This window comes from Pseudobacter ginsenosidimutans (assembly GCF_007970185.1).
Taxonomy (GTDB): domain Bacteria; phylum Bacteroidota; class Bacteroidia; order Chitinophagales; family Chitinophagaceae; genus Pseudobacter; species Pseudobacter ginsenosidimutans.
This window is the reverse complement of sequence record NZ_CP042431.1, coordinates 6,056,945-6,077,137: the sequence shown is the minus strand read 5'-3', so window position 1 is coordinate 6,077,137 and position 20,193 is coordinate 6,056,945. Positions and strand designations below refer to the sequence as shown.

The 20,193-nt window shown below is 44.8% G+C and carries 15 protein-coding genes; 7 read left to right on the top strand and 8 right to left on the bottom strand.

The annotated features are described in order from the left end of the window. Positions 1–74: 74 nt before the first annotated feature. On the bottom strand, positions 75–9,194 hold the full coding sequence (locus FSB84_RS23950) for a T9SS type A sorting domain-containing protein (RefSeq protein WP_130540379.1): 9,120 nt from the start codon (positions 9,192–9,194) through the stop codon (positions 75–77). A 507-nt stretch (positions 9,195–9,701) separates the two neighbouring features. Between FSB84_RS23950 and FSB84_RS23945 the strand changes: the two genes are divergently transcribed. The 4 genes from FSB84_RS23945 to FSB84_RS23930 all read left to right on the top strand — a co-directional run bounded on the left by FSB84_RS23945 (position 9,702) and on the right by FSB84_RS23930 (position 12,479). After that, complete coding sequence (locus FSB84_RS23945) at positions 9,702–10,436, top strand: protein phosphatase 2C domain-containing protein (RefSeq protein WP_130540378.1); 735 nt, start codon at positions 9,702–9,704, stop codon at positions 10,434–10,436. Between the two features lie 186 nt (positions 10,437–10,622). Continuing rightward, on the top strand, positions 10,623–10,874 hold the full coding sequence (locus FSB84_RS23940) for a type II toxin-antitoxin system ParD family antitoxin (RefSeq protein ID WP_130540377.1): 252 nt from the start codon (positions 10,623–10,625) through the stop codon (positions 10,872–10,874). Further along, a complete protein-coding gene (locus tag FSB84_RS23935) occupies positions 10,867–11,166 on the top strand; it encodes a type II toxin-antitoxin system RelE/ParE family toxin (RefSeq protein WP_130540376.1) in 300 nt (99 codons plus the stop codon). The genes FSB84_RS23940 and FSB84_RS23935 overlap by 8 nt, the downstream gene beginning before the upstream one ends. Before the next feature lie 98 nt (positions 11,167–11,264). Next, positions 11,265–12,479 (top strand): IS256 family transposase, encoded by a 1,215-nt coding sequence (locus FSB84_RS23930; protein WP_130540375.1) that lies wholly within the window; start codon positions 11,265–11,267, stop codon positions 12,477–12,479. Positions 12,480–12,574: 95 nt separating this feature from the next. Here the strand turns inward: FSB84_RS23930 and FSB84_RS23925 are convergent, their stop codons facing one another. The 7 genes from FSB84_RS23925 to FSB84_RS23895 all read right to left on the bottom strand — a co-directional run bounded on the left by FSB84_RS23925 (position 12,575) and on the right by FSB84_RS23895 (position 17,588). Further along, positions 12,575–13,216 (bottom strand): glycoside hydrolase family 19 protein, encoded by a 642-nt coding sequence (locus FSB84_RS23925; protein WP_130540374.1) that lies wholly within the window; start codon positions 13,214–13,216, stop codon positions 12,575–12,577. Then, entirely contained in the window at positions 13,213–13,788 is a 576-nt protein-coding gene (locus tag FSB84_RS23920; RefSeq protein WP_130540373.1) for a hypothetical protein, read from the bottom strand. Before FSB84_RS23920 ends, FSB84_RS23925 begins: the two co-directional genes overlap by 4 nt. Before the next feature lie 4 nt (positions 13,789–13,792). Beyond that, a complete protein-coding gene (locus tag FSB84_RS23915; protein WP_130540372.1) occupies positions 13,793–14,005 on the bottom strand; it encodes a hypothetical protein in 213 nt (70 codons plus the stop codon). Between the two features lie 71 nt (positions 14,006–14,076). Continuing rightward, a complete protein-coding gene (locus FSB84_RS23910) occupies positions 14,077–14,775 on the bottom strand; it encodes a hypothetical protein (RefSeq protein ID WP_130540371.1) in 699 nt (232 codons plus the stop codon). A gap of 358 nt (positions 14,776–15,133) precedes the next feature. Beyond that, the gene (locus FSB84_RS23905; protein WP_130540370.1) at positions 15,134–16,009 is read right to left on the bottom strand and encodes an RteC domain-containing protein; all 876 of its coding nucleotides are present in this window, start codon (positions 16,007–16,009) and stop codon (positions 15,134–15,136) included. Between the two features lie 342 nt (positions 16,010–16,351). Continuing rightward, positions 16,352–17,194, bottom strand: a complete 843-nt coding sequence (locus tag FSB84_RS23900) for a HEPN domain-containing protein (protein ID WP_130540369.1) — start codon at positions 17,192–17,194, stop codon at positions 16,352–16,354. Positions 17,195–17,312: 118 nt separating this feature from the next. Continuing rightward, positions 17,313–17,588 (bottom strand): hypothetical protein, encoded by a 276-nt coding sequence (locus FSB84_RS23895; protein WP_130540368.1) that lies wholly within the window; start codon positions 17,586–17,588, stop codon positions 17,313–17,315. 210 nt (positions 17,589–17,798) lie between these two features. Here FSB84_RS23895 and FSB84_RS23890 point away from each other — a divergent pair, with 210 nt between their 5' ends. The 3 genes from FSB84_RS23890 to FSB84_RS23880 all read left to right on the top strand — a co-directional run bounded on the left by FSB84_RS23890 (position 17,799) and on the right by FSB84_RS23880 (position 20,138). Beyond that, positions 17,799–18,185 carry a helix-turn-helix domain-containing protein gene (locus tag FSB84_RS23890; protein ID WP_130540367.1) on the top strand — a complete coding sequence of 129 codons (387 nt, stop codon included), beginning with the start codon at positions 17,799–17,801 and terminating at the stop codon, positions 18,183–18,185. 131 nt (positions 18,186–18,316) lie between these two features. Further along, a complete protein-coding gene (locus FSB84_RS23885; RefSeq protein WP_130540366.1) occupies positions 18,317–19,354 on the top strand; it encodes a hypothetical protein in 1,038 nt (345 codons plus the stop codon). A gap of 211 nt (positions 19,355–19,565) precedes the next feature. Continuing rightward, entirely contained in the window at positions 19,566–20,138 is a 573-nt protein-coding gene (locus FSB84_RS23880; RefSeq protein WP_130540365.1) for a hypothetical protein, read from the top strand. Positions 20,139–20,193 lie beyond the last annotated feature (55 nt).

The window sequence follows — 20,193 nt, the reverse complement described above, 5'->3', positions numbered from 1 at the left end:
CACAAAAGCAGAAAACCCACTACCAGAGTGGGTTTTCTGCTTTTGTGATTTCAAAAGTAAAACTTACTTAAGTCCTATCCCTTTAACAACTTTAAGGTAACCGTAACCTGTCCATCTTTTAATATCCTTACCATGTAAACGCCTTTCGTGAGTTTGCTTATGTTGATCTTTTGTATGGGATCATTGCTGTTGAACTGCTGGATCAGCCTGCCACTTACATCAAGCAGCTGGATCCTGTTGGAACCGGTAAGTCCCTTGATGGTAACTATATCGCTGGCGGGGTTGGGCGACATGGTGATGGGGAATGCCTCATTTCCAAAATCTACGAAGCGCACCCTGCTATATGCCAGTTTCCCATCCAGATCGATCATTTTCAAGCGGTAAAAATTAGCACCCGGATATACATTGTCGTCAGTGAATCGATATTGCCGTTCAACTGTGCTGTTGCCTGCCGCTGCTACTTTACCGATCGTAATCCATTGATTGGAATTGCCAGACAAACGTTCTATTTCGAAAGTTGCCGTGTTCAATTCTTCGGCGGTTTTCCAGGTCAATTGTGTATTGCGACCATCCTTGACGGCGTCAAAACTGATCAGGGTTACCGGCAGTGCTGTCAGGTATGCAATATAGTAGTCCTCTATTTCTCCATTCACCACATTTACTGCGCCATTTTGCAGTTTACTGAAACCTGCATCCTGGGCTGATGCTGCCACACGGATCGCGCCATTAAGAGCGCCGGTATTGGTTCCTCCGTTGAGTATGGTTAGTGGTGCAGTGACTGTTACCGGGCTTCCGTGCAGTGTTACGCCCGAAGTAAACACATCATCTGCATCTGTAAAGTTGCCATTACCATTTGCATCCACCCAAACTCCCCAGTATACATTGGCGGGCGAACCATTGCCATTTACAGTGATCTCAAAATTGAAGGTGCCGGAAGGATTGTCTACATCCAACAGGAATGGATCAGCTGCTGTACCGCTGCCCGGAACTGCAGTGCTTGCTTTTTTTACCACCAATCCGCCATTGCGTGCCTGGTTGGAAGCACATCCCTGATCGGGATAGTTGTTGTTATCTCCCAGCCAGATCCTGCTGGTGCTGAGATCCATTGAAGTCAGTGTGGCAGAGGCCCTGCTCCAGTTTACCGGGCTGCCTTCATGCGGTAGATTGCCATAATCCAATTGCGTTGATTGCGGAGTCCAGTCGAGATAATAATCTTCCACTTCTCCATCGCTGGCCAGCAGGTGGCTGCGTTCATCTACTGCGGTGGTAGCAGTGTGGTCGAATAGCACATCAGTTGTCAGGCGCAGGCGTACAAAGCTTCTGAGCTGTTCGGCATCGCTTACGCAGGTACCCGATAACGTTAGTTCCGGATCGGTCCAGGTGATATTGATCACTTGTTGCGATGCTGAACTGGGCACAGGAACAACCACCGTTTCATTGCTACTGAAAGCGCCATCACCATTCCAGTCTATGAATCCATATAAATAAGCCGTGCTGCCAGTGATATTGGTGAGCGGTACTGCTATTGTATAATCTCCGGGGACTTTTGCTGGTAATGAAACAAACGCATCCTCATCATTACCTCTACTGTCTATATTGTCTCCATCTGCATTGTTCTCTGCACCATCGACAGAGATCTGCGGTCCATCATCAGCGTCAGCGGCAAGAGCGCCTAATTTTAACGGGTTGGATTGCTGTGCATAAGTGATCTCATGTTTTGCACTGTCTTTCAGGTTGTACCTGTTATCCAGGTCACCGAAGTCGAAGGCCTGGATACCACACAGAGGGCCTGTAGACGGCGTTTGATCGAAGTTGTATTCCGAGGGGCTTCCGGTACAACCATTACAGCCATCGGAGCCGCTGGCGGTGTGGCCAACATATCCATAACGATCGCTGCCTTCTTTCGCCATAACGCTGATATGTCCTCCTGCTTCAATATGGGTGATCTTTCCCTGTAATAGAGTGGTCCCATTGGAGCTGGTCATAGCAGTAGGGATCATCGTACTTGTTGGCGAAACGGTGCCTGATGTGCTGCCGTTACTGGTTCCGGTATGATAAGCTCTTTTATCAGCGGTGATCAGCATGAGACGACCGTGAAACGCATCGTGGTTATTGGTTGATATTTTGGTTACAACACCTATAGGTGTAGTAATATCCGTTTGGTTGCCGGCTATTTCCGGCTCTTCATTCTTTTGTGTAATCCTGTTCCAGCTCAACTGTGTTACTGTATTTCCAATGCCCAATTGTCCTGCATTGTTATTGCCCAATACATGCACCACACCTGCCTGGTCAAGTACAAAATAGGATGCTGCTATATTATTGCCGTAGCCGATATCGATCTGTTTAATAGGGGTGGAAAGTGCTGCAGGACTTGTCATTTCTGTTGCGTAATGCAGGGTAGTGGCTGCAGTTCCGTCTCCGGTGAACATATTCCGTCCCCATGTATACAACTTCACGCCATCAGTAGCCATGGCCACGGTGCCGGTTGTACGAACATCCAACATGCCGGTCAGCGGTACGCCGGCGCTGGTTTGTACCAGGTGCCAGCCTGTGCTGGAGTTATCAGGCAGGAGGTTGCCATCTCCCTGAACTGCATTGAATGCGTCTGTGGTGTTGGGGCTGTTTACACTGCTTCTTATCCAAACCTGGCCACTGGTAGTCAATAAAGCCAGCGAACCATTATGGCTTGAATAACTTCCGGCTGCACCAGTGGTTGTATAAGAGCTGCCTGCATCTATCATTTTTACCTGTGCTGGTGCAATGCCCGGAGGGAGGCTGATGGGTTGCATAGCGGTACTGCTGGTAACACTGGTGGCTACTACTCTTCCCTGGGTGCCCCATGCATAAAGGCCTGCTGTGGTCAATGCAAAATATTGAGCCAGGTTATAGGCGCTGGAAGAACCGGTTGTCAGCATTCTTACTTCTCCATTAAAGTTGAATCCATTACTGCCGGATACCAGCAGGGTGGGAGAAGTCAAATTGGTTAAACCATCACCGTGGGTGTTTTCGCCAAAGATCAGGTAACCGCCACTGGCTGGTCTTACAATAGTAGCATGAAAACCTGCCTGCACCGGATCCATACTACCAAGTCCTCCGCAATCTGCCAGTGGAAGAATAGTGCCGGATTCATCTACAGGAATAATATAATCTTCCACTTCTCCATTCGGTGGCGTTGTACCATATAAGCCTGTATTCAATCCATCTCCGATAGAGCGTTCATCTACTGCGGGTGTAGCTGCATTGTCTGCCAGGGCAGTAGTGGTAAATCGAATGCGCATATAGGTTGTGGGTCTCACTCCGCTGTAAGGAGTAGCCGACCAGGAGAGGGTAGCTGTTTGTGCGCCGGTAGCAGCAGTTACGGGCACTGATGCATATTCGCCGGCAGAGAACCTTCCATCATTGTTAAGGTCTATCCAGCCATGCAGTGTGCCGGTGCCGGTAATGCTTTTGAATACATTTACTGCCAGGCTATAGGAGCCGCCAGGTATCAGGGTGGGTAAACTCATGGTTATGCCATCTTCATCCGCGCCGTCGCCATTTGGATTATTGTTGTTGGCATTGGCAGCTACAGTATTTGCTGTTGCTTCCGTGTCATACACTGCACCAATGAACAATGTGGATGCTGGTTGGTGGCGTGCTGCAACCGTTGCAGCAGCAGCATTGGCCTCATAGGTTAGAGGAACGTCACCAAAGTCATACGTTGGGTTTACTTCAAGCCGGTAATCTTCAATTTCTCCCACCCTGGGCCCTGCAAGATATACCCCTGTTGCATCGCCGTCTGCATATGCGCGTTCATCCATTGATGTGCCGGCATTGTTGGTTGCCGCTGCATTGATGAATCGTAAACGCATGTACAGGTGAGCTGTATTCACATTGCGGCTTTGCGCAGCAGTCCAGGTGAGTGTTGCAGTACCATCAAAAGTAGCTGTTACAACGTTTGCGAAGGTGGCTGCTTCCGCATCTTCAAATATTCCGTTGTTGTTAAAGTCGATCCATCCCATCAGGGCACGTGTGGTTCCAGAGGTATTGGTTACCCTTACAGGGAGAGAAAAAACTGTGTTGGGGCTCACTTTATGGAGCGATGGATCGATGCCGTCTTCGTCTGCGCCATCTCCGTTAGTTCCGTTGTTGTCGGCATTGGCTGCTACACTTTGTGCGGCGGCTTCCACATCGGGGGTGCCGCCTATCTGTAACAGGGCTGAGGAAATATTTCTTGCCGGCAAACCATTTTCATAACTGGCCGGGGCATCACCATAATCGTAATTGGTGCTAACAGGAATTACATAATCTTCCACTTCGCCAATGGATGCCAATGCTGCATATACTCCGGTGCTCAATCCATCGCCGACGGCGCGTTCGTCTACCAGGGCATTATTAGTGCCTGCAGTAAAGTCGGCAACGGCGCCTGCAGTAATGCGCAATCGCATATGAAGCTGTGCCGGTGTTGCGGGATCGGGAATGCCATTGCTTTGTGCTGCGCTCCAGATGAGCGTTACCGTTTGTGGATTGGCAGATGCAGGTACGGATACGCTGGTATATTCAAGCGCAGTTCCTGCATTTTCAAAACGACCGTTATTATTGAAATCTATCCAGGCGTGTAAGGTTTGAGCTGATCCTGTGTTGTTGGTGACTGAAACGTTCAGTACATAACCACCACCGCGTGTAATGACGCCCGGAGTGGCCGCGTCTTCATCGTTTACACCGAGTATATTATCTCCATTGGCATTGGCTGAATGCTGTGCTGTGGCTTCAGCATCTGCGGGATGCTGGCCGAGGTACAATGCCTGGCTGATGGCCTGGCGTGCCGGTACCGGCAATGGAGTGGGAGTGGTGCGGTCATTGTCATAGCTTGCCGGGTTATCGCCGTAGTCGTGATCAGTGATCACCTGCAGCTGGTAGTCTTCTATTTCGCCGAGTGCCAATGTGCCGTATATTCCGGTGGACAATCCATCACCAATGGCCCGTTCATCCACTATTGCGGATGTTGTATTGTCGGCCACGGAAGCGCCATCGGTAATGCGTAAGCGCATATACAGGTTGTTGGTCAGTGCGGGGATGGCGGCGGTTTGCGCGGCTGTCCAGGTCAATGTTACCGTTTGTTGTGATGCGGACGCAGGCACGCTCACGCTGGCATATTCCAGGGCGCCGGCAGTGTTCTCAAAACGACCGTTGTTATTGAAATCGATCCAGCCATGCAGAGTACGGGCAGCGCCTGAATTATTGAACACACTTACTTTCGCACTGTAGGCAATGCCATCGTAAACAGGTATCAGTTCCAATATGCCATCTTCATCTGTACCATCTCCGTTGGGACTATTGTTGGAGGCGGGAGCCGTTACAGCATTCGCTAAAGAGCTCTCCACATCCGGTGCATTATTTCCCAGTTTAAGGTTAGCGGAAGACGCCTGTCTTGCAGGAACCGGTAAAGCAGCCTGGTCGTTTTCGTAACCAGCGGGAGCATCGCCAAAATCTGCCAGATCGGTTACCAGTAACTGGTAGTCTTCAATTTCGCCATCTGCATTTCCTTTGCCATAACTTCTCTGGTCTCTGGCTGTGCCTACAGCGGCATTGGCTATGCTGACAGACGAAAGCCTTAGTCTTACATAGGTTTTTCCCGAACTGATCACTGCAGGTGTTAAGGAATTGGTTTGTGCTGAGGTCCATGTCAATGTCAGTAAGAGAGAGCCTGCAGCAGTATTGGTGAATGTAGCCTGTGTTTGTTCGTTTACATCAAATTCGCCATCACCGTCAAGGTCTATCCAGCCATAGAGGTATTTTGTGCCGGCTGCTAATGTCTGTCCGATTGTTACCGGCACCTGCAATACAAATGGCGCGCCCTTTGTAATGGTTTGTGGTGTAGTAACAGCGTCTTCGTCAGCGCCATCGCCGTTAGTTGTATTGTTGTCTGAAGGTGTTGTAACAGATGCAGGGGCCAGCTCAAAATCGATCGTATTACCCAGGGTAAGTACGGAAGGAGCGCTACTGTTGGTTTGAGAGGCCGGATCGCCATTTTCATAAGAAGCGGGAGCATCGCCAAAATCTTTGATGATGGTCAGCTGGTAATCTTCAATTTCTCCCAGGGAGACCGTGGTATATAAACCGGTAGAGAGCCCGTCTGCAATGGAGCGTTCATCAATGGCGGTGGTGGCTGCATTATCGCCGATAGCACCATCGGTATTAGGCAGTAAAAGCCTCAGGCGCATGTACACTTTATCTACCGTTATGGTATTCACCTGGGCAGCCGTAAAAGTGATGTTGGCTGTAGTGGCGCCATTGGCTACCGATACAGCGGTTGCCGCTTCTCCTGTTTCAAATCTTCCATTATTGTTCAGGTCTATCCAGGCATATAAAGTTGCAGCGGCGCCGGTAGTATTATTTACCGTAACCGTGTAAATATTATTGCTTCCTGTTCTTATATACAGCTGTGTAGCGGACAGTCCATCTTCTTCTTCTCCGTCTCCATTATTTCCATTATTGTCTGCGGGGGAGATAACAGGCGAAGGACTGCTTTCCAGGCCATAGGCATTTCCCATGAACAGGTCATCTGTGGTATACTGACGGGCAGGGACAGCCGCCGCTGCGTTATTGTTCTCGTAGCTGGCTGGTGCATCTCCATAATCCAGATCAGTGGTTACTGCCAGCTGGTAATCTTCTATTTCACCTTCCTGTGGAGTGCCATATACAGCGGTGGATAATCCATCACCGATACTGCGCTCATCTACTCCGGTTGTTGCCGCGTTATCTGTGCCAGCGGTGCTGGTGAGACGGATGCGCAGGTAAGCATGGCTTCCGGTGAGCAGGTTGGTTTGTGATCCTCTGAAATAAATACTCTGAGTACTGGCGCCTGCCGCAATTGCGCGATAGCCCTGCGTGGCGCCGGTAGCTGCTGTATAGGCTGCTTCCGAAAGTTCAAACTGCCCGTTGCCATTGAAATCTATCCAGGCTATCAGCTGCGAAGTGGCGCTAACGGTAACAGGTATGTTAAAAGTAAAGGGTGCGCCTTTTTTTATTACAGGCAAATCGGTTGCATTCAGACCGTCTTCATCTTCTCCGTCTCCGTTATTGTTATTGTTGTCCAATCCTGCGGCAACGGAAGCGGCCGAGGTTTCATAATCGATCAGCGTGCCGATGCGGCGGGTAGACACGGCGATCTGTCTTGCTGCAAGTCCGTTTTCATACGCAGCAGGAAGATCTCCGAAATCAAATTCGTTTACACTTAACTGGTAGTCTTCCACTTCGCCCAGCGATACGGTGGTGGCATTGGCTGAGTTGGAAGTAGAGGTAGCGCCATTTCCGATGGCTCTTTCGTCAACAAGCGCATTGTTGGTGCCTGTAGTAAAGTCGGAAAGCGCTATAGAAGAGAGCCTGATCCTCAGGTAAATATTTGAAGAGGCGGCGTTGATGATATTGGTTTGTGTGGTGCTCCAGGTGAGTGTGCGGTTGGTGGTTGCGCCAATGGCAATACTGCCGGTAGTTCCTGTTCCGGTGGATGCCAGTTCATCGGAAGTGAATTTTCCATCACCATTCAGATCCAGCCAGGCATACAGGTATCCTGATGCAGCTGCAGCAGTTGGATTCTTTACAGGAACAGTAATGCTGTAAGCTACGTTCTTGATTACGCTGGGCGGAGAAGTTAACGCGTCTTCGTCGTCCTGTCCGTTGGCATTATCTCCGGCGCCGTTATTTTCCTGTGGGCTTGTTACAGAAGCCGCTTCTGTTTCAAGGTCTATCAGGCTACCCAGCACCAGGCCTCCTTCTGCGTGTATGGCATGCCGTGGGGCGCCGGAAAGATCGTTTTCGAAACTAGCCGGGAGATCTCCAAAATCGTAGATACGTGTAACGTCGATCTGGAAGTCCTCTACTTCGCCGGAAGTCACCTGTGCATGGTCGGCAGCATTGGTTGTGCTGGCGGCGCCGTTGCCGATGCTTCGCTCATCTATCAGTGCACCGCCTGATGCGGCTGTTGTGAAGTCGATCAGCGACCGGTTACTGACGCGTAATCTGAGATAAAGCTTATCGATGCCATCGGGGATAGCAGCTGATTTGGCGGCTGCCCATGTGAGCACTTGTGTACTGCTGCCTGCCGTTGTAATGGTTTTAACTGCATCTGCGGCTTCTGATAATTCGAATACGCCGTTATTGTTGAAGTCGATCCAGCCATAGAGATACGATGTTGTGCTGGCCGGGTTGCTAACGGGGACGTTTATGCTAAAAAATAAACCTTTTTTAAGTATATCAGTGCTAACATCGATACCATCTTCGTCTGTGCCGTCACCGTTAGGAGCGTTGTTATTATTGGGGGACGCTACAGAGGCCGGAGCCGGTTCTGCGTCGGGCTGCGTTGCGCCTATCCTTAGACCGGCAAGTGTTTTGTGTACGGCAGGTGCAAAAACACCGTCTTTAGTATTGTTGAAGGTATTGGGGGCGTCGCCGTAATCAAATTGGTCGGTTGTAATGCCTGCCCATGTGGTGGATACATGTATATTGTCGATCTGGAGCGTAGCGGCAGCGGCTGCTGTTCCCTGGTACAACCCAACCGATGATAAAGGGTAGGAGGCAGAGATCTCTGCGCCTGTGGCGGCATTGTATTGAACAGCTGCTGCTCCTGGTTCAGTTGCAACAGGTGATGGGTCAACATACAGTTTTATGGCGTCATTGGTAGCGCCTGCCACCACTTCGTATTTCAGTACCAGGAAATAGTTGGTCCCAAATGAACGGGATGTGGATTCGTATACCGGTGTTCCGCCAGTACCGCGAACAACTCCAAAGTTGAATCCGCCGCTGCCATCAGACCTGATATAGATCTTACTGCCATAGGTTTCCGGCGACGTGCTGTTACCTAGTATAAAGAAGAAGTCGCCGGTAGCTGCTGCCGAAACATTCACCACCATCCCGGCATACAGTGTTGTATTGCTGGATGTGAATGTACGATATACATCCTGGCCGGTATTTGTTAGCTGTACTTTATTGCCGATATCATTTGTAAGGCTGCTACTATGATTTAAGTTGCCTGCAGAAACATTAATAACGGGTGTTCCTGATGCCCGGACTGTCCAGTTGTTACTGGTAAGTGGAGTGCCGCCGGTATAGTTGAAACTTTCTGTGAGGAGTGTTTGTGCGGATACCGGAGCGAGTGCACAGGATATTATTACCAATATCCAGGCAATTGTTTTTAGCAAAGCCAACTTAATCATAATTGCAGGTTGCGGTTATAAATAGAATATTCAAGAAAATGCAATGACTGTTGAAGGCGATTGCCTGCAACAAAAAAGATGAGTTATGGATAGGGGTATGGAAAAACCACAATCAGAGAAAGCCTGTAACCAAATAATCGGGTAAAACTTGTAAAAGGATTTTACTAACGGAGATGCGCATGCAATAATAAACACAATATTTATAAAACAATTTTTATGCGCTAAAAATTTCTAAATTATTTGGTAGTTATTAATGTGTTTGAGTGGTTGGTAGATGAAGTGTAGTGGTTCTACTCATAAGAAGTACTATTGGCAATATAAGAACTACTAGTAACTGACACCAATAAGCGATAATTATTGAACGGATAGACAAAAATAGAACGAATTGCACATATATTTAATGTATTGAACTCACTAGATATTTAACAATACAATTTGTTTAATCGAATTTGCCCTTGTAGAAACTATTAGATAAATATTAGTTCTGACGTATCTTGTAGGTTCTTAATGAAAATATATACTGCGCTACAGAAGGGTGATTATCACCTGGATTTTTGCGAAGACCAATTTTTTACAGGGACAATAGGAGACAGTAAAATACTCTGTGCTGTTATGGATGGTTGCACTATGGCTGATGAAAGCTATTTTGCCTCTACACTCGTAAAAAAGCTTCTTCGTAAAATAGCCCAAACAAAAACCTATCAGGAATTCAAAAATCATACTGAGCAAATTACAATCGAGAAGGAACTTAAAGAGATCCTGAAGAATTTGTTCTTAGAGCTTAATTCATGCAGGAATCAACTAGGGTTAGGGAAAAGAGAACTCTTAACTACTATCGTGATATTACTAGTGGATGCACAAGCAAAAACAGGAGCTTATGTAGTTGTTGGAGATGGCCTCATATGCATAGACGATTCCACAATTGATTTTGATCAGGATAATAAACCAGATTACCTGGGATTTCACCTGCATGAAGATTTTGATACGTGGTATAACAGTCACACTCAGAAATGTACTTTCGGAGTAAATTCCCATATAAGCCTTGCAACTGATGGAATTCATACCTTCACTAAAATAAGTCCGGTAAAAGTTGAGAGCAAAATCGATGTCCTGGAATACTTATTATTTGACCAGAGCTTTTGTGAAAAGGAAGACATGATCGAATTAAAATTAAAAAAACTGGAGTTTCAGTACGGACTCAAGCCTACCGACGATTTTTCCATGATAAGAATAGAGATGTAGTAAAAGAAAGCGGGTATTCTGAATGATTAAAACATAGATATGGCAGTAGTTGCTGATCCGGATAATAGAAAAATTGAGCTTTATTCAAAGCAATGAATTACAAGTGAAATGACAAAATGGGGATATGACTCACCCAGGATTTTCCATGTTACCAAAATTTGGTACCTTTATAAAAATCTTGGGACTATGGGAAGAAATACTTCAATCTCATTAGGTGATCATTTTGAAAATTTTGTGGATAGTAAAGTATCTACTGGTAGGTTTAAAAATGCCAGTGAAGTAATAAGAGCTGGACTTCGTTTATTAGAAGAAGAAGAAACTAAAATTGTAGCTCTGCAAAAAGCAATTGATGAAGGTTTTGAAAGTGGATTTGTCAAAAAATTTAATCCTAAAACTCATCTCGCAAAGTTGAAATCAGCAAAGAGAAAAAATGGCTAAGTACTCTCTTTCTAATAAGGCATTAGAAGACCTCTCTAAAATTTGGGAGTACACCTACGAAGTTTGGTCGGAACTCCAGGCAGAAAAATATTACTATATGCTTTTGGATACTTGCCAGGATTTAGCAGATGGCAATTTTTCAGGAAAATCTTATTCCGAAATAAGAAGTGAAATCTTAGGATTTAAGGTAGGGCGCCACGTCATATTTTACAGAAAAGCGAAGGGCGGTGGAATTGAAGTTGCAAGAATCCTGCATGAGCGAATGGATTTGAAAAACCGAATTAAGGAATGAAGTCTCTTCAATTCCGAAATTGTCAATTCAGAGCTGAAAAATTGAGAGTATTACAAAAAGTGTGTCAGTAAAAAGTTTAATAACTTTAAACTGGCAACATGGAAAAGAAAAACTTTGATTTCGAGAGCTTCAAGAAGCAGGCAACAAGTCGTTTGAAGAACGGAGAAAGCCTTTTAGGTAAGGATGGAGTGCTGACCCCATTGCTGAAAGAGTTCCTGGAAGGGGCTCTGGATGGGGAGCTGGAAGCTCATTTAGAGGAGGATCCAGCAGAGAACAATCGTAAGAATGGCAAAGGCCGCAAACAGGTAAAGACTTCGATTGGTACTGTAGACATCAACCCACCGCGTGATCGCAATGGTAGCTTCGAGCCGGAGCTGATTCCCAAAAGGCATAAGACGTTAGGAGTAGATCTGGACCGCCAGATCATAGCCTTGTATGCTCGTGGGGCCAGCTATAGCGATATCCGGGACCATTTGATGGATATGTATGGCCTTGAAGCTTCTACAGCCACGATCAGCCGTGTAACTGATAAGATCCTGCCCCTGATCCAGGAGTGGCGCAGCCGCCCGTTGGAACGTGTCTATCCTTTTGTGTGGCTGGATGCTATTCATTACAAGGTTCGTCATGAAGGCCGTGTGGTGAGTCGTGCTGTATACTGTATAATCGGCCTCACCCAGGAAGGCTACAAGGAACTACTGGGTATGTACATTGGGGAAAATGAAGGGGCAAAATTCTGGCTGCAGGTACTTACTGATCTGCAAAACCGGGGTCTGGAAGATATCTTCATTGCCTGTATCGATAACCTGACCGGCTTTGCCGATGCCATTGAAACTGTCTTTCCCAAAACAGAAGTTCAGTTATGTATTGTGCACCAGGTCCGCAACTCTCAAAAATATCTCTCTTACAAAGACCTCAAGCCTTTTATGAAGGACTTGCAAAACGTCTACAAAGCAACTACCATAGAACTGGCGGAACGCAGCCTTGATCAGTTGGAATCCAACTGGGGAGAGCGTTATCCGAAGGTCATAGAATCCTGGAGAAAGAACTGGCCGAGACTAAGCAATTACTTCCAGTATAACAAGGATGTCCGAAGGATCATGTACACCACTAACATCATTGAAGGCTTCCATCGTCAACTAAGAGCTGTCACCAAATCAAAAGGCGCCTTCCAATCCGAAGACGCCCTGATGAAGCTTTTATTCCTGGTGCAGGAAAATATATGTGCCAAGTGGAATAAGCCTGTCCACAACTGGAACCAGACATTGGCCCAATTATCCATTATCTTTAGTGATAGATTAAAACTCAATCTTTAAAAAGTGACACACTTAATGTAACACTACCGAAAAATTATACCAGGAGTGTGTCTCCACTGTTTGAAAGCAGGGAGACACACTCTTTGTGTTTCCAACTATACCAGAAATTCCTTACACAACTCATAATACCTGAGCCTGTCCATAAGTCCATTATACCCGCCATTGATCCTTTGAATGATGAGCTCCATTTCATTTCTGGCTGCTTCATCATTCAGTCCTTTGGCAATTGAAAAGATCCAGCATGCCGAGTGCATGCCTGCTTCATGATCTGTTCGTATCAACCTGGCCCATTCCTGCTCGGATCTGGTGATGTTGAATTTTCTATCCATCCAACTGGCGAAGCGTGTGAAATTGTCCTTTCCTGTCATTTGGATCGGGCCCGAGCCGCGGAATTCCCATCCATCTAATGGAGCTGTATTTCCCATTCTCCCGTTGTACACTTTCGCAGCCAGCAGTTGAGGGTTGTTGGCGTATGGCAGGGCCGATTTGATCGTTTTGAATCGAAAAGGCCAGACAGCCATCAGCCGGTTGGCTGAATAATTCAGATTCTCTTCATACCTGCTGAACTCATTGGATTCATGGAGCACATTGGCCAGGAACTCATGAAGGATCAGCGTACTCATCCCATACAATGGACAGATCTTATTGATCACCGGAACGATCTCTTTCGCAGCCGGCGCACCGGTTTTCCAACAGATCCGCTTCAGCGACTCTGCTGAAATGAGTTGCGCGTTCATTGTTCCCGGATTTGATGGTACTGAGCCCTGTTCAGTTGGTATCGCTTTTTCAACCAGAGGCCAAGCGTAATACCAGCGCCGCTTCCGGCCCATACATACCAGGGGATGCCTGTTCTTTTGGTAAGTCTTCGTTTTTGCACCAGCGTTAGATCATTATTGCTTTCCGACTGGAATTCCTGCCTGGATTGAGCGGATTCTTGCTTTTGGAGGCTGTCTTTTGTGGTGGATTGTTCAAAGCCCAGGACTATTTGTTTCCCTCGTTCTTTTATAGTCCGCCTGGTGTGCACCAGTTTGCTGAAGTTTAAATTGCCAGCTGTGTTACTGTCTTCACGCGGAATTCTGTATTCCAGTACCTGTTCTTCTATCAGTCTTTCAAAATCAAGACCGGAGCTGGATAGGGAAGACAGGTTGGTGTTCTTTACCTGCGTGGCTGCCAATGACTGGGAATCCAAGTTGATACCGGTAGCAGCATCATGACTTTCCGATAAGACGTATTGATCTTCCGATGCTTTCTGTACGGTCCTGCAGCTATACAGCAACAGGATCATCGTAATGAAGAGGAGCGTTTTCATCTTTTTACATTTTAGTTTTTGATTGATGCCTGTACAACCATCCGAAAATACCGGCCACTATTGCGCCCTGTAATTGTCCGATATAGTAAGTGGCGATTTCCTTGTTCTGTTCCGGCAGTCCTTTGAAGAAGAGCAGGAAGCCGAGGATATTGAGGCTGATGATGCAGGTAACGGCAACGATCACCTGCACCGACACCTTATTGATCTTTTCCCACATCTGAATTGGATTTGGTGAAAAAATGGAATGATAGCTACTAACCAGCGCCCAAACCGGATTACGCCAAATGCTTATACGATGGCACTTTCAGCGTAGATGACCTTCATCGGATTGCGCTTGTCTGCTCTCAGCAAGTACATTTTTCCATTTACTTCCTGATAATACTCAACAGACATTACCAGCATCAAGGTCAGCTGGGTGTTGGCCGTAAGCTGGTTCTCCAGGTTAGCCACTGTTACTTCAGCTTTTTGAATGGGGATGTACTCTGTTTGCGCGATGTTCACATTCACGTCCGCATTGGGTATGTCCAGTTCCGCACCGGCTGTTACCAGTCTGAAATGCGTAGCGCTCTGGTATGTAGCCAGCTCTTTTGCCGGGATGAAAGGAGGAAAGCTGATCACGAATTTTCCGGTGGCCCTGTCCACAGTAAAAGTGAAATCCAGTGAAAGCACTGATCTCAATGAAGCATTCCTGTTGAACTCGAAATCCTTCATAAGTCCAAAATTCCCTTTGGCAACAAGACGAAGCCCACGATCATTGATGGAATCGGTTTTCAACACCTCCATCAACTGTTTTTGCAGGCGGCCCGTTAAATGCCTGCCGGGATCTGCGCTCTTGATGAGCGACTGGAAACCGTTCCTGATAAGTCGTGTTGTTTCAGAAACATTGTTGAACTCTGCAAGGTTCTCCCTGGTGCGTTCGAACGAATTCTGATTTTGGATCTTAGCCCTGTTCAGGCTTTTTGAATTACCGGATTGATTTTGTGCCATAACATTGTTTTTAATGAATGATGAAATGTTTGACCGGTCAACTATGATGATTCCTGGAATGCAAAATGAGGATGTGCTGCCATCAGGCAGACTGAGATCGGGAAAGCAGAAATTATAGGTGGAAAGTAGAGAGATAGTAGTCAGAACCTGTTTAAAACAGGCTGGATAGTACTGAGATTGTACTGAGACAGTACTGAGAAAGCAGAGAGACCTTAGTGTTTGAGCAGATTGCTTTTTGTGTTGTTGCCTTGTGCGCATAAAAAAATCGTTGTGAGCACAAAGCTGCGCTGCTCACAACGATCCGTTTTCATAGGTGTATACGACTCGTATAAGATTTTCCGGATTTTTTTATTGGCTGCTATTGGGGAGCAGCTGCGCTATCCGGAAGATCCAGTTGTTCCGAGAAGTTTTGGAGTAAACATGATTTCATTTTGTCCGTGAATTTGGTGGGCTCCAGTTTGCGCATTTTGATGTGATAGATATAATCGTAGATATTCCTGAGCTCCACGCCGAAGGTTTTACTCATAACCGCTACAATCGTTTTGATATCACATTTACCACCATTGAAAGCACGACTCAGATGCAGGCCGTAGATCAGTTCCATGAATGCGCTCTTGCTTTCGCTCCAAACCAGTACCGGGTCTTTGGAACCTTTTGATGCCGGCATTTGAGAGGGGAGAAGCTGGTGCAGTTGATCCTGCAGGTAGTCCTGGAATTGATAATTGGCCAGAAGTTCCGCCATCATAAGATCCCTGGGCGTGTAGAACGCGGGATCTGTTCCGCAGATAAGATGTTCTGGCGATGGCTCTACATCCTGTTGACCGCGTACAAAGAATGTACTGTCCAGGTGCGTGCTGTTTGTTCTGTAGTAGAAATAGAAATGATGATTGGTTTCAAAAAACTGGTTGATCTGGTGCAGCTTTTCTTCCAGATAAATTTGTTGTTTTTTGATGTCACCCATTGGCCAGGCGTAGTGAAGCCGGTACACCATGGCGTTGAAGTAGAACTCACATACAAACCGCGGCTTGATGTGTTTGAAGAAATAGATCTCCTGATCTTTTGGAATGTTCCGGAAGGTTTTGAGCTGCTTTCGCAGTTGTCGAATATGCTCGATGCATACGGGCAAAGCGGCCTGGGACTGTTGAAGGGGATTGTTGTGGGAGTTGGTTACCTGCGCCAGTTGCTCGCGCAGGTTGGATAGTAGCTGTTCAGAGTTTGCTATCAAGGTTCTCATAGACGTGATCTTTTTTGTTGGAAAATGAGTTAACTATCTATGCTACCCGTTTTTCAGAAACCTGCTACTATGAGTTCAGAACCTTGTGTTGCCGACTGATCTTTTACGCAGATGATGTAAAAATACCTGCGTGGTGAAAAAAATAAACAGGGGTTATGTTTAAGGTCGGATTTTTTTTTGAGCAAAAAGGTAATTCTTACCTGTTTTTTTCAAATCCTGTAGGGTATAACAAAAGCAAATATGTGCAGAAATGAAATACCGGAGAATTTTTACTTCAAATGTTTTGTGTTTTGTTAACGATATTGGTTTCAAATAGGGAATATTGATTGTGTAGGGGAGACCTCATATATGTGGCTCTTCCGACAGCTTATTCACGTGCTGGAATAATGCCGACTGAACATAGAAGAGTCCTTCAGCTATGAGTTGAAGTTTGTAGAGGTCAGCAAGATAATCCTCCACTTCGTAATCATTTACTGTGTTTTCAGACTTGTTCATAAAGCAAACAAAGTTGGTTCTCAATGATTGAAAATTTTGTTTGTCGGTCTCTGTTTCTCTGCGAAACACATTGCGGGTTTCAGGTACGTAAAATTGCAGGAGGCGAAATTGTCTGTCGAGGTCATGCGAGTTTAAGCGATATCCGATGCTTAGTTGAATTAGCATGCAGAGGAAATGTTCTGCAGAAACGTGCATGCAGTAAGTGGCAGTATCGTATTCGCCTGCTTTGAATTGCGTGCCTGCCATTTCCCGGAAAGCCAGTCCCCGCCTGTACCAGGTGATATACTCCGAATTGTGGTTTATGGTGTCCTGACCGACAGGAAGCACTTCCAGGTTGGAGTTATTGTCATAGATCAACTGGGTAGATTTCGTGACCGTTATGGCAAATCGGTTACCCTGCTGGAGTAGCGCAGCAAATTCGTTTTTGTTCATGAGAATGATGCTAACCGGAATGATGTGCTGACAGTTTTGTTCGATCTTATTGACGGCAACATTGATGTCCATATTTGGGACATCAGCGAGTACGAATAGCTGCAATTCTGCAGGATCATGGAGGTGAAAACCGGCTTCAGTGAAAATGGAAAAGGATTGTTTTTCCTTATTGCAGTAGGCAAGTAGTACTATCCTGGATGCAGGAACGATGTTGTTAATGATGTCTGAAACCTTTTGCAGGAGCGGATTTGATTGCATGGATGAAGTTTTAATTTAAGATTGGATTCGTTGGGCAGGGAGCTTCTGCATGTAGCAGAAGCCTGATACAAATTATTATTTTCCCTGCAACAACGAACAAATTGATGAAAAGAAATGATCAGTTGGATGGCTCTTTGGAGTTGATCAAATGTGCGAGCTCAATAAGAATCCCGATCCGGCGGAGAAAATCGACGAGAAGCCATTTGTCTTCTTTGTCCAGGTCTCCGTAGGATTCCGTGATGGTGGTGTTTCGGAGATTTTCCAGGTCTGCGCGGACTTTGTGGAGGGAATCCCCGTTGAAGAATTGACGAATGCCAATGGCTGGATTGGCTTGAATTTCCGGAGGGAATGCAATTGATGGGATCTGCTGATCCGTAGAATTAAAACAGGACATAAAAAAAAGTAGATTTTAACTGGTTAAAAAATACAGTTTGACGTAGCATGTCCTGGTATTGGTTTCCTGAAGTCTGAAGGGTATCTGTGAGGCATACCCGCCTGGCATTGCTTAAACTTATTTCTTATGCAAATTTGGATTAATTATATTTGTTAAGGTGGGATTGGATGGTTGTGTATCTGAATAATTTCAACTTTAAAACAACTGAATATGGAGCAGGAATTTACTGTGTTGGAGAATAAGATGGTGGGAAGGAACTTATATAAAATAAGGAAGATAAGAGAGAAGAAAGCTGCTGATGTTGCCGAGCATATAGGTATAACCGAAGCTGCTTATACCAAGTATGAAAGAGGGGAGAGTAAGATCACTATTGATTTGATTCAGAAGGTTGCTGAATATTTGAAAGTTGACCCGATAAATTTGATTACAGCTTCGACCGGGCATTTTATTGAGATAGGAAGTAATTCACCAGCGGCTGGGATAAATAATTATAATGGGGTAGATGAAAAGCTGATGGCGCTGATGACGAAGATGATTGAGAATCAGATGGCGATGAATGAGAAGATAATGAGGTTGTTGGAAAAGCTGAATCAGTAGTTACCTCGCTTAAAATGAATTCTACAAAGAAGATTTTTACTTCCTGAAATAGTATACTACCGTATCATTTAGATATCCCCTATTTACGGAAATACAAATTTTGCCTCAATTACAGTAAGACCTAATTCAATATGAGTGCATCAAAATTAAAAGGAAGTTTATTAGAGTACATTGTTAGAAAGTTATTGTCAAATTGCGGTTTTGGACGTGTTCGTCCAGATGGGCTTTTCATTTTTCAACAACGTGGCCTAAACTTTATAAATGGAAAAGGTGCAGCACATGATGCTGATGTGCTAATGATTCCCCCTATCCAGATGCCATTCTCTTATCCTTATAGGATTAACTTTGAATGCAAAGCTTATAATAAAAAGACTGGGTTAACAATAATAAGAAACGCACTAGGTTTAAGATATGACATCAATGAATTTGAAATCGTTACAAGAGACCTAATTCAAGATAGACAAAATAATCGGAGAAGTGTCTTAGCGATCGATAACCGGCAAAGGTATAATTATCAGGTTGGCGTAGCTTCAATTGAAGATTTTACCAAGGATGCTTTCGAGTTTGCTGCTAATAATAAAATTCCATTAATATCTCTCCGCTGGTTTTTGCCAGACAATATTTGTGGTCTGTTCCATGAAATTACCGATAATTATCTTCGACAATTTCAACAACAAGATTTAACAGATTTACTCCAATTTTTAAAAGGTAACGAAACAGAAAATGGAAGAAACTTTGCAGAAGAAAAGGATTCGCACTTTAGAACCATTCTAAATTCCTTTACTCATTTTGAAAACCGAGTAATTATTGGGTTACTTGAAAGCGGCGATATGTTATTCCTGATTTCAGATGAAGATATAAACAGGGGATTACTAAGAGGCAATAATCAATTAAATGCCCAGTTTCATTATTTGAGAGGTGGGGATGCTCAATTAGACTTTTGGACAATTACAATAAATCAAACGCTAAAATTGGGTTTTTATTTACCTGATAGAATTGTTCAAATGTGGAAAGAACAAAATTTCGATAAGCAAATTGCGATTAACATAAAAGAAGAGCTATTCTCTAAGGTATTTATCTTTATTCAAAATAATAATAGCCTTCCTTTTAGAATTGTAAATATTGACAGAGAATGGCTGAATTCAATAGGCTGGGGAAGGATAGAGTAATTATGAATAATTGACTTTCGCATAATTAACAAGCAATACTTTTCTTTTAGATGAACTGTGCCAGTCTGAACGAGTAAGGTCGGTTTTGTTCCGGTCGGTTGGATTAAAATTACCCAAAGGTTTTTACCCAATCGCCAGTTGAAATGTTAATACAAAAATTGGCTCTTTTTATTATGCTGATTAAATCTAATTAAACGAAGAGTTGATTACGATGAAAATAACTCTATCCCTTAAAGATTTCATTATTGAAGTATTTGACGAGTATAAATCCAGTCAAACATTAGAGCATTTAGGCTTATATGAGAATACTTATCGCCCTGCTAAGGACGAAGACTGCATTCCGACTTCACAACATGCAATCATAATTTACCAACGTGAAATAAAAAAAGCTAGTGCAATATTACAAGCTGTAGCTGGTGCAACTTCCGTGAATTCCAATTCTGTAATTATAGACAATGATAGTTTAATAATCAGGTGCTGCAATAACGTTTTCTCCTTAACAATTCCTGACCTAAATCTGAATTGGATGACTGAAGTGGATTGGGCCACATGTTTTTCAATTCATAAATATAAAGATTCCTATATTTCACATGGAGAATTAACTGTTTCAAGAATTGATAGAAAAGGTAATGTTATTTGGAGTTTCGGAGGAGCAGATATATTTGTATCCTTATACGAGGGAAATCCTTTTGAAATGAATGAGGATTTTATTCAATTAACTGACTTTAGCGGAGGCAAGTATAAGATCGATTATAATGGAGAGACAATAAGTTATGAGAAATAATCTGTGGAAGTAAGTATTTGATCTGTACAATACACTTACATTTATAAAGCCGCAC